At 71.0% G+C, this 20,092-nt stretch carries 16 protein-coding genes; 5 read left to right on the plus strand and 11 right to left on the minus strand.

The genetic code is table 11. The features are described 5' to 3' along the window. The first annotated feature begins 162 nt into the window (after nucleotides 1-162). The 5 genes from H4W31_RS35330 to H4W31_RS35350 all read left to right on the plus strand — a co-directional run bounded on the left by H4W31_RS35330 (nucleotide 163) and on the right by H4W31_RS35350 (nucleotide 4,435). Nucleotides 163-1,344, plus strand: coding sequence for a CaiB/BaiF CoA transferase family protein (locus H4W31_RS35330; RefSeq protein ID WP_192770572.1), 1,182 nt, complete (start codon nucleotides 163-165; stop codon nucleotides 1,342-1,344). Further along, entirely contained in the window at nucleotides 1,326-2,123 is a 798-nt protein-coding gene (locus H4W31_RS35335) for a citryl-CoA lyase (RefSeq protein ID WP_192770573.1), read from the plus strand. Before H4W31_RS35330 ends, H4W31_RS35335 begins: the two co-directional genes overlap by 19 nt. A gap of 29 nt (nucleotides 2,124-2,152) precedes the next feature. Beyond that, the gene (locus H4W31_RS35340; protein WP_192770574.1) at nucleotides 2,153-3,019 is read left to right on the plus strand and encodes a DODA-type extradiol aromatic ring-opening family dioxygenase; all 867 of its coding nucleotides are present in this window, start codon (nucleotides 2,153-2,155) and stop codon (nucleotides 3,017-3,019) included. Nucleotides 3,020-3,092: 73 nt separating this feature from the next. Beyond that, a complete protein-coding gene (locus H4W31_RS35345) occupies nucleotides 3,093-3,455 on the plus strand; it encodes a hypothetical protein (RefSeq protein WP_192770575.1) in 363 nt (120 codons plus the stop codon). Then, complete coding sequence (locus H4W31_RS35350; protein WP_192770576.1) at nucleotides 3,455-4,435, plus strand: quinone oxidoreductase family protein; 981 nt, start codon at nucleotides 3,455-3,457, stop codon at nucleotides 4,433-4,435. Before H4W31_RS35345 ends, H4W31_RS35350 begins: the two co-directional genes overlap by 1 nt. Nucleotides 4,436-4,460: 25 nt before the next feature. Here H4W31_RS35350 and H4W31_RS35355 read toward each other — a convergent pair whose 3' ends face one another. The 11 genes from H4W31_RS35355 to ectB all read right to left on the minus strand — a co-directional run bounded on the left by H4W31_RS35355 (nucleotide 4,461) and on the right by ectB (nucleotide 19,994). Further along, on the minus strand, nucleotides 4,461-5,945 hold the full coding sequence (locus H4W31_RS35355; RefSeq protein WP_192770577.1) for a glycoside hydrolase family 130 protein: 1,485 nt from the start codon (nucleotides 5,943-5,945) through the stop codon (nucleotides 4,461-4,463). After that, nucleotides 5,942-7,009 carry a glycosyltransferase gene (locus H4W31_RS35360; protein WP_225945849.1) on the minus strand — a complete coding sequence of 356 codons (1,068 nt, stop codon included), beginning with the start codon at nucleotides 7,007-7,009 and terminating at the stop codon, nucleotides 5,942-5,944. Before H4W31_RS35360 ends, H4W31_RS35355 begins: the two co-directional genes overlap by 4 nt. After that, entirely contained in the window at nucleotides 7,006-8,196 is a 1,191-nt protein-coding gene (locus H4W31_RS35365) for a glycosyltransferase (RefSeq protein ID WP_192770578.1), read from the minus strand. The genes H4W31_RS35360 and H4W31_RS35365 overlap by 4 nt, the downstream gene beginning before the upstream one ends. Nucleotides 8,197-8,393: 197 nt before the next feature. Beyond that, nucleotides 8,394-9,398 carry a glycosyltransferase family 4 protein gene (locus H4W31_RS35370; protein ID WP_192770579.1) on the minus strand — a complete coding sequence of 335 codons (1,005 nt, stop codon included), beginning with the start codon at nucleotides 9,396-9,398 and terminating at the stop codon, nucleotides 8,394-8,396. A 156-nt stretch (nucleotides 9,399-9,554) separates the two neighbouring features. Next, nucleotides 9,555-10,256, minus strand: a complete 702-nt coding sequence (locus H4W31_RS35375) for a GAF and ANTAR domain-containing protein (protein WP_192770580.1) — start codon at nucleotides 10,254-10,256, stop codon at nucleotides 9,555-9,557. 88 nt (nucleotides 10,257-10,344) lie between these two features. Beyond that, nucleotides 10,345-10,527, minus strand: a complete 183-nt coding sequence (locus tag H4W31_RS35380; protein ID WP_318783590.1) for an ANTAR domain-containing protein — start codon at nucleotides 10,525-10,527, stop codon at nucleotides 10,345-10,347. A gap of 578 nt (nucleotides 10,528-11,105) precedes the next feature. Continuing rightward, on the minus strand, nucleotides 11,106-11,267 hold the full coding sequence (locus H4W31_RS35385) for a hypothetical protein (protein ID WP_192770581.1): 162 nt from the start codon (nucleotides 11,265-11,267) through the stop codon (nucleotides 11,106-11,108). A gap of 550 nt (nucleotides 11,268-11,817) precedes the next feature. Further along, nucleotides 11,818-12,114 (minus strand): hypothetical protein, encoded by a 297-nt coding sequence (locus H4W31_RS43430; protein WP_225945850.1) that lies wholly within the window; start codon nucleotides 12,112-12,114, stop codon nucleotides 11,818-11,820. 662 nt (nucleotides 12,115-12,776) lie between these two features. After that, entirely contained in the window at nucleotides 12,777-14,336 is a 1,560-nt protein-coding gene (locus tag H4W31_RS35395) for a glycosyltransferase family 39 protein (RefSeq protein ID WP_318783591.1), read from the minus strand. A gap of 211 nt (nucleotides 14,337-14,547) precedes the next feature. After that, complete coding sequence (locus H4W31_RS35400; protein WP_318783592.1) at nucleotides 14,548-18,657, minus strand: Pls/PosA family non-ribosomal peptide synthetase; 4,110 nt, start codon at nucleotides 18,655-18,657, stop codon at nucleotides 14,548-14,550. Further along, on the minus strand, nucleotides 18,654-19,994 hold the full coding sequence (ectB, locus tag H4W31_RS35405) for a diaminobutyrate--2-oxoglutarate transaminase (RefSeq protein ID WP_192770582.1): 1,341 nt from the start codon (nucleotides 19,992-19,994) through the stop codon (nucleotides 18,654-18,656). Before ectB ends, H4W31_RS35400 begins: the two co-directional genes overlap by 4 nt. Between the last annotated feature and the right edge of the window lie 98 nt (nucleotides 19,995-20,092).

Genomic DNA, 20,092 nt, shown 5'->3' on the forward strand with positions numbered 1-20,092 from the left:
GGGCCGGCACTTTCCGAGCCGCACCGACGCCGCTAAGCGCACTACCCACCAGGGCTTTGCGGCGCCAAGCCGCCGGCACCCGGGCCTTGACAGCGGCCGGAACCACGTTCGAAACTGGCGACGGCGGACGCTTGTCCGTTATGCGGACACGGAAGGCAGCGGATGACGACGGAACGGCGGGATGGCGGCGACGGGCCGGACCGGCCACCGGGACCACTGCGGGGCGTACTGGTGGCCGACTTCTCCCGGATCCTGGCCGGGCCGTACGCCACGATGCTGCTGGCCGACCTCGGCGCCGAAGTGATCAAAGTGGAGGGTCCGGCCGGCGACGACACCCGCACCTGGATGCCACCGGTCCGCGACGACGTCTCCACCTACTACCTCGGAATCAACCGCAACAAGCGCTCCATCGCGCTCGATCTGCGCGAGGCCGCGGACCTCACGGTCGCCCAGGAACTGGCCGCCCGCGCCGACGTGCTGATCGAGAACTTCAAGCCCGGCGGCCTGCGCCGGTTCGGGCTGGATTACGAGTCCGTGGCGACCGGCAATCCGGGCATCGTCTACACCTCGATCAGCGGCTTCGGCACCGGCGCCGGGGCGTCGATGCCCGGCTACGACCTGATGGTCCAGGCCATCTCCGGCCTGATGAGCCTGACCGGAGATCCCGACGGCTCGCCCTACCGGGCCGGAATCTCGGTCTTCGACGTGATGGCCGGGATGCACGCGAACATCGGCATCCTCGCCGCGCTGCACCACCGGGCCACCAGCGGTCAGGGCCAACACGTCGAGGTCAACCTGCTCTCCTCGGCGCTGTCCGGACTCGTCAACCACAGCAGCGGGTACGTGGCCGGTGGCGTGGTGCCGTACCGGATGGGCAACGCGCATCCGAGCCTGTTCCCGTACGAGCCACTGCCGACCGCCAACGGCGAACTGATCGTGATCGCCGGCAACGACGGACAGTTCCGCAAGCTGTGTCAGGTGCTCGGGCTGCCCGAACTGGTCGACGACCCCCGGTTCGGGCGCAACCAGGACCGGACCGCCAACCGCGAACAGTTGCGACCGCTGCTGGTCGACCGGCTGCGTACCAGGACCAAGGACGAGTGGTTCCGGGATCTGCTGGCCGCCGGCGTGCCGTGCGCCCCGATCAACACCATCGACGGCGGCGTGGCGCTGGCCGAGGAACTGGGCCTGGACCCGGTGGTCACGGTCGGCGAGGGTGCCTCGGCGGTGCCGAGCGTACGCAACCCGATCACCTTCTCGGCGACCCCGGCCCGGTACGAGTTGCCGCCGCCGGGACTGGACGAACACGGCGAGGAGATCCGCAAGTGGCTGACCGAGAACTGAGCTTCCCGACCGCGATCGGCACCTCCGACCCGGACCAGATCCGGCTGCTCGGTCAGGATCTCGCCGCCGACCTGATGGGGAAGGTGGGCTTCGGCGAACTGGCGTACTGGCTGGTCGCCGGGCGCCGACCGACGCCGGGCGAGGTACGGGTCTTCGAGACGGTGCTCGTCGCGCTGGCCGACCACGGCTTCACCCCGACGGCGATCGCCGCCCGGCTGACCTACCTGAGCGCCCCCGAGTCGCTCCAGGGCGCGCTCGCCGCCGGGCTGCTCGGCGGTGGCTCCCGCTTCCTGGGCGTCACCGAGGACTGCGGCCGGTTCCTCGCCGACGCCATCGCAGGACTGACCGAACGGCCCACCGACGACGCGGGCTGGGACGAGGTCGCCCGGGCGGTGGTCGGCACGGCCCGCGCCGACCGACGGCTGATCCCCGGCCTCGGGCACCCGGTGCACAAGGTCGGGGACCCGCGTACCCCGGTACTGATCCGGATCGCCGACGAGGAGGGGCTGCGCGGCCCGCACCTGCGGCTGTTCGAGGCGATCGGCCGGGTACATCCGGCGATCCTGGGCCGTACCCTGCCGCTCAACGGCGCCGGGGTGTGCGGGGCCGCGCTGGCCGACCTCGGGCTTCCGGTGGAACTGCTGCGCGGGTTCGCGCTACTGGCGCGGGCGGCGGGACTGCTGGGTCACCTGGCCGAGGAACGCCGCAATCCGATCGGGATGGACGTCTACCGGACCGTCGACCGCAACACCCGCTACCTACCGCCGGATGGTTCTTGACCTTTTGACCCCCTGAGAAAGGAGCCGCCGTGGCCACCGTCGTCGCGGTCATCGCCTCCACCCACCACCCCTTTTACTACCGGGCGAGCACCGCGACCGGCGAGGACCGGCCGCCGTTCGCGGACGAGTGGGTACGCAAGATCCTGGCGTTCCGGGAGACTCTCACCCGGGCCAACCCGGACGTGCTGGTGATGGTCGGCTCCGATCACTTCCACCAACTGTGGCTGGACAACATGCCCCAGTTCCTGATCGGAAAGGCCCCGTTCTACGACGCGAACTGGTACAACGAGGAACGCGAGTTCGGCCTGCCGAGAATGCTGCTACGCGGCCAGGAGGAGCTGTCCGGGCACCTGCTGCGCGAGGGTCTCGACGCCGGCTTCGACCTGGCCTTCAGCAACGAGCTGCGGATCGACCACAGCATCACCTGCCCGATCATCACGCTGCGCCCCGAGGCAGACCTGCCGATCGTGCCGATCTACACCAACATCTTCGCGCCGCCGCTGCCCCAGCCGAAACGTTTCGTACAGCTCGGCCGGACGATCCGCGAGCTTGTCGAGTCCTGGCCCAGCCACCTGCGGGTGGCCATCATCGGCACCGGTCACCTGTCGCTGGAACTGGGCGGCCCTCGCCAGTTCGGCCCACACGGGCCGGACCCGGAGTTCGACCGGAAGGCGGTGGAGTGGATCGCCACCGGTGACCTCGACCGCTGCCTGGCGGAGGTGACCCTGGACAGCCTGCACGCGCCGGGCAACGCCACCCACGGCTTCATGGACTTCATGCTGATGATGGGCGTCGCCGGAGCCGGCGCCAAGGCCGACCACGTGGACACCCTCGACCTGTTCCACACCATGGAGGCCTACTTCACCTGGTACCCGAACGGAGCCCTGGCGGCATGAGCGAGCGCAGCGAGCGAATCAGCCAGCCCAGTTTGCCGGCTCATGACGCCGACGAGCGAAGCGAGGAGACGGCATGAGCAAATACTTGGTGGACAAGTTCCTCTACACCGTCGACCGCGACGCCGAACTGGTCGAACGGTACCGGGACGACCCGCGCGGCACCGTCGCCTGGTGGGAGGCGGAACGCGCCAACGCGGTGCTCAACTGCCACACCGGCGAGGCGAGCACCTGGCTGCGCTTCACCGACGCCGAGCGGGAGGCGTTGGCCGAGCACGACTACGTCGCGCTCTTCGGGCTCGGCGCACACCCGTTCCTCACCCTGACCCTCTTCATCGCGATGTTCGAGCGGGACCACACCGAGCCACTCGGCTTCCAGAAGCAGTACGCGGTGCGGCTGGCCCACTTCGACCTGCCGTACCCGGACATCGCCACCTGATGCGGGCCGCTGTCATCACCGAGTGCGGCCGGCCACCCGGCCTCGTGCACCGGTCCAGCCCGACGGCCGGCGTCGGCGAGGTGGCGGTCTCGGTCACGGCCGCCCCGATCACCCCGCTCGACGTGCTCTGCGCCTCGGGTACGTCGTACCTCGGCGCCCCGGCGCTCCCGTACGTGCCCGGTGTCCAGGGCGTCGGCGTCCTCGACGACGGCACGGCCGTCTGGTTTCCCACCGCCGCCGGGATGCGGCCCGGCGACGGCAGCATGGCCGAACGGGTGCTGGTGCCCACCGGCGACATCGTCGCGTTGCCCGACGGCGTCGACCACCGGCTCGTCGCCGCGTTGGGACTGTCCGCAGTGGCCGCCTGGCAGGCGCTGACCTGGCGGGGCGAGTTGCGCCCCGGCGAACAGGTACTGGTGCTGGGCGCCGGCGGCGTCGTCGGCCAGGCCGCCGTGCAGATCGCCCGGCTCTGCGGCGCCCGACGGGTGATCGCCGGAGCCCGCTCGGTCCGGGGCCAGGACCGGGCCCGAGCCCTGGGCGCGGACGCGGTGGTCGCCCTGCCCGACGGCGACGACGTCGACAGCCTGGCCGGCCGGTTCCGGGACGCCGCCGACGGGCCGGTCGATCTCGTGCTCGACCCGCTGTTCGGGGTGCCGGCCGCCGCCGCCCTGCGGGCCCTGCGTCCCGGTGGCCGGCTGGTCAACCTGGGCAGTTCGGCGGGCGAGACGGCACGCTTCGACTCGGCCACCCTGCGCGGTGGGTCGCTACGGGTGCTGGGCTACACCAACAACGACCTGACCGCCGGGCAGCGGGCCACCAGCATCGGCGTCATCGCCGGCCACATCCGGGCCGGACGGCTGATGGTCGAACACGAGTCCGTCCCGTTGACCGACGTGGCCGCCGCCTGGACCCGGCAGGCCGGCGGCACCGCGACCCGACGGATCGTGCTCGTTCCGGGTGACGGGACCAGCCCCGGGTAGTCGCGCCGTACAGCCGGATCTCCGGCTACGGTGCGGGGACGTCGTCCATCGCCGCCATGACCGTGGCAAGGGGTACGCAGGCGAATCGGACCCGGGCGTCGTTGACTCCGTACGGCAGCCACAGGGTGCCGGCGTGCACCAGACCGCCACACGAGTAGACGACGTTGGGCACGTACCCGTCCTGCTCGGTGTCGTCCGGAGCGAGCAGCACGCCGGGGAGTTCGGCGATGACGCGGTCGGGCCGATGCAGGTCGAGCAGGAGGGCGCCGATGGCATAGCGGCGCATCGGACCCACACCGTGGGTGAGCACGAGCCAACCGGCTTCGGTCTCGATCGGTGACCCGCAGTTGCCGACCTGGATCAGCTCCCAGCCCCGGTGTGGGGCGTGCAGCGGAACCGGGGCTTGCCACTGGCTGTTGTCCTGGTCCCGGATGGTCAGGCCGATGGTCTCGCCGTCGGAACGGCACAGCGCGAGGTGCTGGCCACCTACCGGGCGTGGGAAGAGGGCGAGGCCCTTGTTGCGGACGGCCGGCCCGCGCATCGGGGACACCTGGAAGTGCCGGAGGTCGTCACTGCTGAGCATCCGGGCGGCGATCCGCCGGCCGTCGTAGGCGGTGTAGGTCGCCAGGTAGGCCGATTCGCCGCCGTCGCTCGTGAGCCTGACGAAGCGGGCGTCCTCCATGCCGTTGCTCTCGGCGGCGGTGGCCGGCCACAGGACCCTCTGCTGGAGTGGAACGTCGGTCGGAAAGGTCACGGCGTAGCTGGCGGCGGTCGTACGACGCAGTTGTTCGAGGGTGCGCCCGGTGGTGGTCCGGGTGAGCAGGTCGGCGGGGAGGCCACCCAGGGCCCGTTCGAAGGTGTCGTCGTCGAACCGCTCGGGCAGGGATCCCAGCACGGTGGCGGAGACCTCGTTGTCCCAACCCTCCTCGGCGAGTCCTGCGGCGAGCAGGTCCCGACGGTGCCAGGCGCTCACCCGGTCGCCGGTGTTCAGCGGTCCGGATCGGTCAGCGACCGTGAGATGGTTGCCGGGTCCGAGTTCCGCGGCGGCGAAGCCGATGGACGACAGGTGCCCCTCCCCGATCTGACGCACGCTGACCGCGACACGTAGCCGACCGGTGCCCAGATCGGACTGATCCGGATGCGGCACCATGGACGGGTTGCACAGGGCGGCGGCTTCCACGGCGTACTCGTGGCTGAAGTAGGCGCCGACGAGCAGGCGGGCCGTGGGTGACAGCTCACCGGTCTGGGTGACCCGGTGGTGGACCAGGTCGTAGTGATGCCGGAAGGTTGCTTCGAGGTCGTGATGCCGGTCGCCGAACCGGTCCAGGGTTTCCCGGAGCAACTCGCCGGCTTCGTCGGCGTCGAGACTCGCGATGCGTTCGATGATCGCGGAGGCGCGGGTGCGGACCAGGGCGGCGTCCTCGCCCGGGACGAAGAGCTTGACGATGACCCGCCGCGGATCGGGCGCCAGTGCGAGATCCAGCCGGGTGGCCAGGTCCGTCCCGGTCATGACCACCGCCGGGCGTGCTGGAGGGTGGAGATCAGGGCGAGCGTCGACTCCGCACCCTGGTTGAGGTTGGCGCCCGACGGGGTCAGGCCGTCATAGCCGCCGCCGGTCGTGGGATCCCACATCGTCGTGCCACCGTCGTTGTCGCCGAGAAACCAGCCGACGGCCTGACGTACCCCGGTACCCCAGGAGGGGTCACCCGTCACGACGGCGGCGGTGACGCACGCGTCGGCGAGGGCGGCGACCTCGATCGGCTGCTGGTCGTGCCGGGCGCGCGGGGCGTGACGCTGCCAGCCCTCGGCCGGGATGACCGACAGCACGCCGTCGACGAGTTGGATGTCGCGCAGCCAGGCCAGCATCCGCAGTCCGTCCGCGAGCAGTCGGTCGTCGCCGCGCAGGTGGCCGGCGGCGATGACGACCTCGGCGAGCGCCGCGTTGGCGTAGGTCAGCCGCTGGTGCGGCCACGGCCAGTCCGAACTGTCGTCGGGGGCACCGACGGCGACGGCGGCGTCGCGCAGTAGGTCGGCAGCGGCGGCGTTGTCCGGCTGTCGGCGTAACACCTCGGCCGCGCCGAGGCCGGCGAAGACCATCGCGCGCGGCGCGGGCGATCGCCGGCCGGCGCCGAGGGTGAAGGCGACCAGCGCCTCATCACGGATCCAGGAGGCGCGGCTACGCGCGGCGGCGGTGCCCAGTCCCCAGAGTGCCCGCCCCCACCAGTCGCCGACGCCGGGCTCGTCGGTCCAGCGTCGATCGTGGCCGAGCCGGTTGCGGAAGGCCCCGCTGCCGTCCTGGGCGTGGGTGAGGAAGGTCAGGTAGCACTCCGCGAGCCGCAGCACCCTGCTCGGTGGATCGGGTTCGCGGCAGGTGACGACAAGTCCCCGGGCAACGTCGTCGGTGCAGTACCCGTGCTCGCGACGCACGGTGGCATGCCGGGCGTGTTCGAACAGGCCGGTGTCGTCCGTCAGCCGGGCCAGGTGGGCGAAACTCGGGGCGGGCGCGAGGGCCGGAGCCGTGGCGGAGGCGGGGCTGAGGGTGAGGGCGAGGGCCCGGGATGCGGAGCCGGTCATGCCGGCGCCGGCACCACGGCCGGGGCCGCCGGATGCGGATCGGCGGTGTCGAGCCGTTCCGCGAGCGCATGGTAGCGCGCCGCCACCGCCGGCCACCGCAGCGTCGGAGCCCGGGTACGGCCGACAAGGCTGGCGGCCAGACCCGGTTCGGTCAGAATCCGCCGTACGGCCGCAGCCAGCGCCGCCGGATCCTGGTGCGGTACGAGCAGACCGGGCCCGTCGGTGAGCACCTCGACGGCGTGCGGGAAGGGCGTCGCGACGACGGGAACTCCGGCGGCGACCGCCTCGATGAGTACCCCGGAGGTGACCTGCTCCCGGGAGTCGTAGGGCAGGATGACGGCGTCAGCCGAGCGGATCAGGCGGCCCAGCGCAACCTCGTCGTGGTAGACCGGCTGGTAGTGAACGGCGTCGGCGACGCCGAGGATCGCACCGAGGCGCTCCAGCCCCGTCCGGTACGCCTCCCCCTGCTGCTCGAACACCTTCGGGTGGGTCCTACCGGCGACGGTGTAGGTGGGGGTCGGGTTGAGCCCACGGAGGCGGGCCAGGGCTCGTACGGCCCATTCGATTCCCTTGCCAGGTCCGAGTAGTCCCCAGGTGAGCAGATGGGGACGCTGGCGCGGTTCGGCGGGCGTGTCGTCGTGGTCGGCCGCACCGTGTGGGATGACGGTGACCTTGGCGGCGTCCACGGCGTAGCCGACGAGCAGCCGGTCCCGGGCGGTGTCGGTCATGGTGACGACCGTGCTGGCCGCGGCGACGAGTTGCTCCAGTACCGCCTTCTGCCCGGCCGTCGGTTGGGCGAGCACGGTGTGCAGGACCACGATGCTGGGCACGGTGAGCCGGCGCAGCAACGGCAGGACGTCCTGACCATCGGGTCCGGGGTAGATGCCGTACTCGTGTTGGACGACGGCGACGTCGAAGGTGTCGAGTGCCGCGGCCGCGTCCCGCCAGCCGGCGACTGTCCGCGCCGACCAGGTGTGCACGACACCGGGTCCGACCGGTCCGCGAGCGCCTGCCTGGCCATCGCCGGGGGCCGCCGGCTCGGCGTGACGGTCGTCGCTGGCCACGACCCGTACGACGCCACCCGACGCACCGTCGGTGATGAGGTGCGCGGCCAGTGCCGAATTGAAGGTGGCCAGACCGCACTGGGTCGGTGGATGGGTGCTGAGAAAACCGTAACTGCGGGGCATCTGCCGCGCCTTCCGGTCGTCGGACGCCGCCGCGCGGAGGCGGTGACGGACCTCACGCGATAATGGCGCTCACCTGACCAGCGTGTGTGGCGGGCGAAACGGATTCGCCGGGCCACCGCCTCTGCGGGGTCTGGCCGGTCGCGAACCTACGCCGGACCCTCGGAGAGCCATCGACTCCTCGACAGTATCAGCATCGGTTACCGGCCGAGGATGTCGCGGTACACGCGCAGGTAGTCGGTCACCATGCGGTCGGCGCCGAAGCGCTCCCGGGCACGGTTGCGACAGCCTCGCCGGTCAATCGTCGCGATCCGCGCGACGGCCGCCGTCGCCTGCTCGACGGTATCCACGAGGAAGCCGGTCACGCCCTCGTCGACGACCTCCGGCATGGACCCGCGCCGGTACGCCACCACCGGCGTTCCGCACGCCATCGACTCCACCACCGACAGTCCGAAGGGCTCGGCGAAGGCGATCGGGTGCAACAGGGCCGCACTGGCGCCGAGGATCCGGCCACGGCGTTCCGGGCCGACCGGGCCGAGGAAGACGACCCGCTCACCGTCGATGTGCGGAAGGACCTCTTCGGTGAAGTACCGCTCGTCCTGGACGATCCCGCAGATGGTCAGCGGTCGGTCGGCGCGCCGCGCGATCTCGATCGCGGTGTGGGTGCCCTTGTCCGGATGGATCCGACCGAAGGCGACCAGCCCCGGCCCTCCGTCCGGGGCGAACGGCAGCCCGCCGAGGTCGATCCCGTGGTACACCGTGCCGACATAGTCGAGCCCGGCGACGCGGTCGGAGTCGGAGATGGAGACGTACGCGGACCGGGCCGTCTCATAGGCGGGCAGGATCTTCGTGCCGGAGAATCCATGGATGGTGGTGACCAGTGGAGCGCGGCAGTGTTGGGCGAAGGCCAACGGCAGCCAGTCGAGATGGTTGTGCACGAGGTCGAACTCCGCAGACCGTGCCAGTGCATGGCCGACGTGCATCGCCTCCCAGACCCGCCCGTCCACGCCCGGATCGTCGGCGTAGCCGCGTGCGCACACACCGTCTAGAGCCGCCGAGGTGACCGAGTCGAGGGTGGCGAACAGCGTCACGTCCACGCCCTGGGCGACCAGGCCGTCGGCGAGCAGGCCGGTCACCTGCTCCCACGGCCCGTAGTGGTGTGGTGGCGTACGCCAGGCCACCGGTCCCAGCAGGGCCACCCTCACGCGGATGGCCGGTCGGCGGGGTCGGCCTCGACGCGCTGACCGGGACCGCGCAGGGGCACAGAAACCTTGCGGTTGTCGACCATTGTCTCCGTTTTCTCGGGTACGGGTCAGTCGCGCCGGCGCCGTGCAGCGCCTGATCCGTACCAGTTGGGCGGGTCAGACGATTGCTGATCCGTCGACGACGGCGCGGGCGAGTTCGGACAGACGACGATTGCTGGTACGGGCGGTACCACGGAGCAGGATGAACGACTGGTCTACGTCGATCTTGCGACGTTCGGCGACCACGCCCTTGGCCTGTTCGATCACGATCCGGCTGTTGAGCGCGGTTTGCAGCTGTTCGGCGAGGGTCTCGCGGTGCCGGATGGCTCGGGCCTGGAGCAGCCCGATGGTGGCCACGTCGGCCAGGGCCTGTCCCAGTCGGATGGTGTCCGCGTCGAGAGCGCCGGGCTCGGCACCGAACAGATTGAGCGCACCGATGACCTCGGTACGCAGCCGCATCGGCAGGGCGTGGACGGAGGCGAAGCCGCTCCGTCGGGCCTCGGCGGTGAAGCGGGGCCAGCGGTGGGCGGTGGTGGACAGGTCGGCGACCGCGACGGGCCGGCCGGTGTGGAAGCACTCCGGACAGGGGCCCTCGTCGGTCTGTAACTGGAGCAGTTCGAGCAGCCGGGTCTGTTCGGTCGAGGCCGCCACCACCCGCAGTTCGCCTCGCTGGTCGGTCAGCAGGACCCCGGCGGCCGACACGTCGAGCACCTGAGCGCACCGGACCGTCACCTGGTGCAGGAAGTCCATCATGTCGAAGTCGTCGACGAGGGTGTCGGCCAGCTCGACGAACGCCTCGGTCAGCTGTCGCTCACTCATGCCCGTTTCTCCCTCATCACCCGATAGTGCCCGATGCGGGCGCCAGCGAGTGCTGCTCGCGCGCCGTGACCACCGACCTGGCAGAACGTCATTGCCCGTCATCGTCGCCTCCTGGCGGATCGGGCTGGAAGCGCAGCCGCCGCTCCACCACGTCCCGGGCGACGTCGCCGAGTCGTCGGTCGTGGGCGTAGGCGTAGGCACGAAGCCGGGCGAAGGCCTCCTCGGCGCTGCTCCCGAGCTGCACCAGCAGCATTCCGGTGGCCTGGTACACCTGAGCCTGGTGGGCGGTCGGGTCGTCGCTCTGCCCGGCAGGGGCGCCCGTTTGTCGGCCGCGTACCCGCCGCCTCGTCGAACAACAGCGTGCCGGCGGCGTCCGCGAACGCCAACGCGTCCGCGAGTTCGGCCGGACTCAGCGGGCCCGGTCGGGCGCGATACAGGTCGAGCACACCCAACCGGATAGCGCCGACCTGTACGGGCAGCGCGAGCAGCGCACCCACGCCGCTGTTCAACGCCGCCGGGGTGAACGCCGGCCAGCGAGCCAGGAAGTCCGGGTGAACTCAGGTCCACCACCAGGACCGGGCCACCCCCGGCGAACGCGTCCACGCAGGGGCCCTCCCCGAAGGTCAGCTGCCACTCTTCGAGTTCGCCTGCCACGTGGTCCGTGGCGTGCACCGAGTCCCGCACGGCGGGGTTGACCAGCACCGTCACTCCGGCCCCGTCCACCCCGACTCCGACGACAGCCGCGGCACACACGTGCGCCACGGACATCGGGGTGCCCCGGGACTGCCGGCCCACCTCGGCCCAGACCCGAACGACCCGTTCAGCGCTCATGGTGTCCCGGCGTCGTTGTCACCGTTGCGGGTGGCGGTCGGGCCGGTCATCGGTCGCGGTGCTGACGTCGATCGAGGAGGCCGCCCGGCGGACCTGGGTCGACAACTCTGCGATGTCGCTGCCCCGGTGACGCCGGGTCGCCGCAGGTACGGCTGCGATGATCGAATCGATGGTGCTCACAGCTCCTCCAGGCGATCGACGCTCACACGCCGCCGGGGTCTGGAGCAAACGCAGGGTCAGCGTACTCCTGGCTCCGTCGTACAGCGGCAGTCGATCGGGCGCCGGCTGAGCGGGAGGTTTTCAGATGTTGCCCGGGTTGACGAAAAAGTGCGAATTGATGCGAATAACCGGATCGGCCGGTGACGTTCCTGGGTTATTCGGTGGCATAGTGTGATGGCGCGTCACAGCCGCCCCAGCCGCGATCACGGACTACAAGGTCTTTCCGCACCGACCCCACTTCACCATCGGGGTGCCGGGTTGGGAGGCCGTGGCCGACTATGCCCTCGGATGGGCGACCAAGCACGACACGACACACCTGGAGACGGCGCCGGCCTGACCACCGGGCCGGGTCCGCCCGGCCGCCCGATTGCCGGAGCGCTCCGGCAATCGGGCGTCAGTCACCGCCAGACGCCTACACCCGGCGCGGCCCGAGGGTTCGTCCCCGGGCCTGGCGCCGAAAGTGTCGCGGCTGGTGACGACGGCAATGGTGGCCCGACAGCGCCGGGGCGATTCAGCGTTGCGCCGATCCGACCTTGTCGGGTGCTCTGGCGGTGGGATCAACACCGAGCATCTGGAGCAGAGAGCTGTGCTTGTGCGTGTCGACCATCGTGGGCAGTTCCCGGTCGACCCAGTCAGCCCTGGCATGCAGCCCTCTGGATCGCAGTGATGCGAGGATCTCGCCCTTGTCGATGTGCATGAGGATGATGTCCCCTTCAGGTTCGTCTCGTGGGTGGCGGCCCGGATCGACCGGAGTCGTCACGTCGGTTCGGCGACAGGCGGTGATCGGGAACGCAATGGGTCCGGCCACTTCGTGAACTGTCCACGCGGCGCGGGTCAGTCATGCCAGCGGTGGAGCCGGGAGATACGGACGACGCGGACCACCATGGTCCAGGTTGGCCACGCCGACGATCAGCGGCGCCAGGGCCACCGGCAGGGTGCCGGGCATCCAACGAACATGACCTTCCCCTTCGGGGTCGAGCCGGCGTGGCTGGCACCTCAGGAGTGGGATGTCGTCGTTTCCGGGATAATCCCAGCTTACGCCTGTTCGGCCCGGAGTGCCCGGCCGTCCGGCCCGGCCCGTCGGCGGTCGGCGGTCGGCGGTCGGCACCGCAGTTGACGGGTTCGCCAGTTCTCGGTACGGCCCTGCCCTTGTTCTTCGCCCGACCAGGGAGGACCCTGAGGCGTGTCGTCGTGATCCCGGACCTTGGTCACATCATGTGTTCGACCGTGCCAGGAGTCCGCGATGAAGATGGGGCGGCGCACCATGGTGCTCGTCGTGGTGCTGGGACTACTGGCCGCGGAGGCGTGGCTCGCCCCGCCCGTCGCGGCAGCCGCACCACGGCAGGTGGGTCCGGCGGTGTCCGAGGCCGGTCGGTTCTCGATGGACGACCGGATCTCGACGATCTCGCTGCGGGCCGTGACCTCCGCCCCGGGCGCGAGCCACGGAGCGGAGGCCAGCCGGGGCGGTGGTCAGTCGAAGTGCTGGATCATCGGCCACATCTGCTGCCAGGAGGCGCGTGGCTCCCGGCACACCACGATCGGCACGCCCTGCTCCTCGTTGTCGACCCCGACCCCGTTGTCGAGCCGGCCGGCGAGGGTGCAGGTACCGAAGTGGCGGCCCAGTTCGCCCGCCTCCCCCACGCCGACGCCGAGCACGACGGTCGCCGACTCCGGTGGTGGTCCGTAGTAGCCGAGTTCGTTGTGGCCGCTGTAGATCTGCGGCAACCGGTCGGCGCCGAGCCGGGTGAGCGCCCCGGCCTCGCCGTAGTTGGCGGTGAGCACGATCGTGGCGGCCCGGTCGGCGGCCGGTAGTTCGTCGTACGCCCGGACCACCTGGTCGACGTAGCGGGGCCAGCCGACCGAGTCGGCCGCGGTGATGTTGATCCCGGGAATTGGCGTGGCGCCGAGTACGCCGACCGGCAGCAGCGGCAGCGCGATCGCCGCACTCACCACCGCGTTGACTCCGGCGGCGACCCCGACCAGGGTGAGCCTGGCCCGGCGCCGGCCCCGCCCGATCCAGTCGGCGGTGACCACGCTTCCGGCGGCGAAGAGTGCGCCGAGCAGTCCGTACGTGTAGTAGGGCTGACCGCCCGAGACCAGCACCAGTACGCAGACCGTCAGGTACGCCACGGCCAGGGCCCGGACCGGCCGCCACGCCGTACGACGCAGCAGCCCGACCAGTCCGGCGATCCAGATCGCCGCCAGCGGCGGTCCGATCAGGATGAGCTGGAACGGCACGAAGGTGGTCCGCGACTCGGCGCCCTTGTCGTCGGCGATCGCCCCGGCCATGTCGGCCTGCGGCAGGTCGTGGGTGAGCTGGTAGACGAGGTTCGGGGCGCCGATCATCAGGGCGAGCGCCACCCCGGCCCAGAGCCAGCGATTGACCAGCGTACGGCGTGGACCGACGGCGAGCAGTCCGATGCCGAGTCCGATCAGGAGCAGCACCACCAGCAGTTTGTTGTAGAGCCCGATCCCGAGCACCGCCCCGGCCGCCAGCCACCAGCGCGGCTGGTCGCGCAGTAGCGCCCGGGCGGCGCAGAGGATGATGCCGAGCCAGACCAGTACGTCGACCCCCGCGGTGAGCAGCACGTGCCCGAAGATCAGGGTCGCGGCGCCGGTGCCGAGGCCGAACGCGGCCAGCGTCTGGGCGAGCGCGCCGCCGCCCAACTCGCGGGCGAGCAGCGCGGCCAGCAGCAGCGCCACCAGCACGCAGAGGGTGGCCGGGAGCCGCAGGCCCCAGAGCGAGCCGCCGAACAGCGCGTCGGCCAGCCGGGCGATCGCCGGGGTCAGCGGCGGCTGGTCCACATAGCCCCAGTCCGGCCGGAGCAGCAGAAAGTAGAGCTCGTCGCGGTGGTATCCGTAGCCGCCGTTGGTGGCCAGCAGCAGGGTGGCGACGATCGCGGCGACCACGCCGACCGGTCGCCAGGCGATCGGGGCGAGCCCGCTGCCCGCGCCGTCGTCGGTCACGGATTCCTCGGGTACGTCCGGCGGCACGACGCTGGCGCGGGGCCGGGCGGTGTGGGTACTCACGATCGTGGCTCCTTCCCTGGTGACGGGTCCGGTCGAACGTCCCCGGGGGTGAGGTCGACCGGTCGGTGTGGACGGCGGCGGTCCGTCGCCGGCGTGCCCGCCGGGCGGTCCGCGCAGACCCGAAGACTCCGATACATAACCGCTAGAGTGCAACCGTTAGGTATGCGCTGTCAATGCGTTCCCACACCGCTGTCGCCGATCCGCCGCCGCGCTACCGCAGGTGCGCGACCGGCCAGGCCGGATTGCCCCGCCAGACGGTGCCGGCCGCCAGGGTGCTGCCCTTCATCACGAACGAGTCGGGCGCCACCACCACCCCGTCGGCCAACTCGACGCCGTAGTGCACCAGGGCACCGGCCCCGACCGAACACCCCCGGCCGAGCCGGATCCGGTCGGACTTGAACGCCCCGTCCTCCAGCGAGTGCGAGTGCAGCACCGACCCCTCGCCCAAGGTGCAGTAGTCACCGATCTCGACCAGGCTCCGCTCCGGGATCCCACAGCCGTCGTCGAAGACCCGACGGCCGACCCGCACCCCGAGCAGCCGCCAGACCAGCGACTTGACCGGTGTGCCGTTGAACAGCCCGAGGAAGGCGACCTCGCCGAGTTTCCAGTAGCGCTCGTGCCGCCAGTACCGCGGATCGTAGATCGAGCAGTACAACGGCCGGAGCCGGCGGAACCCCAGGGCGGCCCAGTCCAGCAGGGCGGCGTAGCCGACCATCGTCAGCAGCGCCAGCAGGATCCCGGCGGCCAGCGTGGGAACGTGCGGCTCGGCACCGTCGTGCAACCCCTCGACGTGCACCACGATCAGGATCGAGAGGTGGAACAGCAGCCAGCGGGAGAGCAGGTACCAGCCCATGGTGGCCAGATTCGAACGGTTCTTCCGGGACAGCCGTCGCCGGAACTCGTCGCCGCTCTTCAGCTCGTCGAAGCGGGCGTCCCGGCGTACGGAGCGGGGGATCTCGAACGGTGGCGAGCCGAGCAGCCCCACACCGGAACGGACCGGGCCGTCGAGCGGCACCATCACCTTGGTCGCCAGCAGGCAGTCGTCCCCGACCCTCGCCCCGGCGGGATAGACGATCCGGTTGCCGAGGAAGTTCTCCGCGTTGATCGTCGCCCGGGACAGCGCGAACGACGTACTGGAGAACCGGGCGTTGGAGATGGAGAGCCCGTCGGAGACGAGACCCCCGCCCCGCACCTCGCAGAGGAACGGGCTGTCGTGCTTCTGCCCGAGCCCGAAGTTCGACCCCGTCTGCCGCACCTGGCGCAGCCGCCAGCCGATCAGGCGCAGGTAGCCGACGATGTAGGAGCTGTCTCCGAACAGGACGTTGAAGAGCCGGACGTTGCTAAACCGGGAGACGACCTGGAAGCACATCCAGTGCCAGCCGTAGAGCGGGTACGACCGGTCGGCGACCAGGAACAGGTTCGCCACTCGGGGAACGAGGACCGCCAGCAGCAGGCCGAGCGGGATCGCGCCGAAGAACATCAGCAGCGATCCCGGGACCGTACTGATGTCGACCGCGAAGGCCAGTGCCACCAGGACGACGATCAGCTGGGTGTCGACCAGCACCCGGACGAGCAGCTGGGCGGTGCCGTAGCAGAGCCGGCGCAGCCGCGAGCAGGACCGGGGCGCGGCGACCGGGTTACCGGCCCCACCCGGCACCGCCGGCGAGCCGTGCCAGGTCGCCCCGGCCGGTACGACCTGGCCGGCGCGGGGCGAGGAGACGTGCCCCAACTGCACCCCGTCGCCCAGCTCGGTGTCGATGTCGAGCACGCTGCCCTCGCCGACCTGGGCATCGCGGCCGACGCTGATCGGGCCGGTGGTGATCCAGCCGGCCTCCGCCCGGTACCCGAGAAGGCTCACGTCCTTTCCGATGACGGTGCCGGCGCCCAGCGTGATGAGATCGGTGCAGACCGGGACCGACCGGGACAGCAGCAGCACCCCGGGCCCGACCTTCACGCCGAGCGCCCGGAGGTAGAGGTTGTAGACCGGCGATCCCCGGAACAGCACCAGCGGGCTGGCCCGGGTGACCCGCTTGACGACCCAGAACCGCAGGTAGCGCAGCCCCCAGATGGGAAAGGTCCCGGGCCGCCACCTGCCGACCAGCGACCACTTCACCGCCACCGGAAACAGCGCCGTCACCGCGAACCAGGCGAACCCGAAGCCCACCGAGCGGACGGCCAGGTCGAGCCCGCCGGATCCGGCGCTGATCCAGGTGTACCCGGTGATCGCCGCCACCGCGAAGAACGCGATGTACGCCAGCCCGAAGCAGACCTGGAGAGCCGCACAGCCGTAGTACGCGAGAGCGCTGGGCACCCGCAGCACCGGATGCGGCGGCTCGGCCGGCGTCGCCGAGCCACCGTTCTCGACCACTTCGGCGAGGCCCCGGACGGTGGGATTCAGGTACACGTCCTTGATCGAGACGTCGGCGCGGATCCGTTCCCGCACCCCCGTGCAGTACCGCGCCATCATCAGCGAGTCGGCGCCCAGGTCGGTGAAGAAGTCGTCCCGCACCGAGACCCGCTCCACCCGCAGCAGCTCGGCGAGGAGTTCCGCCAGCGCCGACTCCGTGGGCCCGGCCGGGGCGACGATGTCCGATGTCGCCGAGCGGTGGCGCGTCCCGGACGGGTCGGGCAGGCGCTTACGGTCGACCTTGTCGCTGGGCAGCGTGGGCAGCGCCGGCAGTTCCTCGAGGTACGCCGGGACCATGTAACGGGGCAGCCGGGACCGCAGCGCGGCCAGCGCCCGGCCATGGTCCAGCGCCGCCGCTCCGGCACGCCGGGTGTAGAACGCGGCGAGTTCCACCACGCCGAACTCCGGCCGGTACGTGGTGACCGCCGCCTGGGCCACCTCCGGCAGTCGCAGCAGCACGGACTCGATCTCGGTCAGCTCGATCCGGTAGCCGCGCACCTTGACCTGGCTGTCGATCCGGCCCAGGTACTCCAACTCGCCGTCGTCGTTGACCCGACCGAGGTCACCGGTGCGGTAGATCCGCCCCGAGGGATTGTCCGCGATGCCCAGCCGATCCGGAACGAAGGCGCGGGCGGTCAGGTCGGGCCGGTTGACGTACCCCGGAGAGAGGCCGACCCCGGCGACCCCGATCTCCCCGGTCGCTCCCCGGGGCAGGACCCGCAACTCCGGGTCGAGAATCACCACCGAGTACGTCGGTAGGGGCACCCCGATCGTCACGGGCCGGTCGGGATCGAGCCGGGCCCAGGTGGCGCTGACCGAGGTCTCGGTCGGGCCGTAGACGTTGAGCAACGTCCTTCCCGGCCGGTGCCAGCGGCTGACCAGGTGGGCCGGGCAGGCCTCACCGGAGACGAGGACGAACCGGAGTTCCGGCAGTTCCTCCTCGATCGTGGCCAACAACGTCGGTACGCAACACAGCGCCGTGACCCGGTGCCGGACGAGGAAGCCGGCGAGGTCCCGGCCGACCAGTGCCCCGGGCGCGGTGCTCGGTACCAGCGTGGCGCCGCAGACCAACGGCACCCAGATCTCCTCGACGGAGAAGTCGAAGGCGATCGTCATTCCCTGGTAGACACGGTCGTCGGCGCGCAGGCCGTAGCTCTCGGCGGCGACCCGGACGAAGTTGCAGATGTTCGCCTGGGTGATGGCGACGCCCTTGGGCCGGCCGGTGGTCCCCGAGGTGTAGACGAGGTAGGCCACGTCGTCTGGTGCCGGCGCGAGGTCGTCCGGGCAGATCCGGTCCGCTGGGTACCGGTCGAGTTCCGGCAGACCGTCGATCCGGATCACCGTCGGAACGATCCCGTCCAGCCGGTCGGCCAGCGCCGAGAGCGCGATGACCGTCCGGACCCGCGCGTCGTCGACGATGAACGCGATCCGGTCGGTCGGAAAGCCGGCGTCCACCGGGACGTACGCCGCGTGGATCTTGGAAACGGCGAGCATGGCCAGGTAGGCGAGGGCGGACCTGTCGACGAGCAGCCCGACCCGGTCTCCCGGAGCCACGCCCCGCGCGAGCAGGAGGCGGCCGAGCCGGTTGGCCCGGGCGTCGAGTTCGGCGAACGTCATCGCCCCGTCGCCATCGCCGTCGTCGACGACCAGACGGCCGGGGTCGCGCTGGTCGACGGCCACGCGCCCGCAGTCGCCCTGGTCGACGGCCAGGTGTCCGGGGTCGCCCTCGGCGGCGAACCTGTCGCAGCGTTGCTCGAACAGGTGGTGCAGCCGCTCACCGGGTCGCCACCGGACCCGGTTGTCCACCCCCTCGGCGGTCAACACCGGTCCGGGACGGGGTCGGGCAGCCTGGCCCGGCACGGGCGCGGGGCGTACCGGGTCGGCGTCCGGGGGCACCCGGGGCGTCGCGGTCACGCGTTCACCAGACCGGACGGCCCGGGTACCTCCGAGCCCGCCGGAACGGCTCGAGCGGCCTCCGCCAGCACCGCCCGGGTCGCGTCCAGCAGAATGTCCAGGCCGTCATCGAGCACGTCGTCGGGGGTGGTCAGCGGGGCGAGTACCTTGACCACCTCGTCGTACGGGCCGGAGGTCTCCAGCATCAGGCCCTCGGCGAAGCAGCGTCGGGTGATCCTCGCCGCGAGCGCACCGGAGCCGACGTCGACGCCACGCATCATCCCGCGCCCCTTCACGATGCCACCCGGCACGACGTCGGCCACTGCGGCGAGGCGACGGGCGAGCAGTTCGCCCCGGCGAGTGACGTCGGCGGCGAACCCGGGGGCCGCCCAGAACTTCGTCAGCGCCACCGTGGCCGTGACGAACGCGTGGACGTTGCCCCGGAAGGTGCCGTTGTGCTCCCCCGGCGACCAGACGTCGTGCTCGGGCCGGATCAGCAGCAGCGCCATCGGCAGGCCGTACCCGGAGATCGACTTGGACAGTACGACGAGGTCGGGCAGGATCCCGAACGGCTCGAAGCTGAAGAAGGTACCGGTCCGTCCGCAGCCCGCCTGGACGTCGTCGACCACGAGCAGGGCGCCGTTGTTCCGGGCCAGTTCCGCGACGCGTACCAGCCAGTCCGGCGAGGCGACGTTGAGGCCGCCCTCCCCCTGCACGGTCTCCAGCAGAATGGCCGCGGGCGCGTCGAGCCCGCTGGACGGGTCGCGCAGCATCCGGGCCAGCAGGTCGGCGGTGTCGACGCCGTCGCCCTGGTAGCCGTCGTACGGCATCCGGGTCACGCCGTGCAGCGGGTTCTGCGGGCCGATCCGGTGGTGCCGGTTCCCGGTCGCCGCCAACGCGCCCTGCGACATCCCGTGGAAGCCGTTGGTGAACGCGATGACATTGGACCGGCCGGTGACCTTGCGGGCCAGTTTGAGTGCCGCCTCGATCGCGTTGGCGCCGGTCGGAGCGGTGAACTGGACCCGGTAGTCGATCCCGCGCGGCAGCAGCAGGAGCGACTCGAAGGCCGTCAGGAAGGCGCTCTTGGCCGTGGTGCACAGGTCCAGGCTGTGCGAGATCCCGCCGTGTTCGAGATGGGCGATCAGCGCGGCCCGCATGTCCGGGTCGTTGTGTCCATAGTTCAACGAGCCCGCGCCGGCGATGAAGTCGAGATACTCTCGGCCGGACACGTCCCGGACCACGCTTCCCTCCGCGGTGTCGAGGACGCAGTCGAAACGACGGCAGTAACTGCGTACCGCCGATTCGCGACGTTCGAAAATCAGGATGTCGTTCTGGTCCGCCGCCCCGCGTACCGTCATTGGTCCCCCTCACTCGCCCGGCCGCCGCACCAGACGTTGTCGCTGGTCAGACCCGGTTTTCTGCGCATTTTTGCTAGTTCAACCGGGAACTGGCGGCC

It is taken from the genome of Plantactinospora soyae (genome assembly GCF_014874095.1).
In the GTDB taxonomy this organism is placed as follows: Bacteria; Actinomycetota; Actinomycetes; order Mycobacteriales; family Micromonosporaceae; genus Plantactinospora; species Plantactinospora soyae.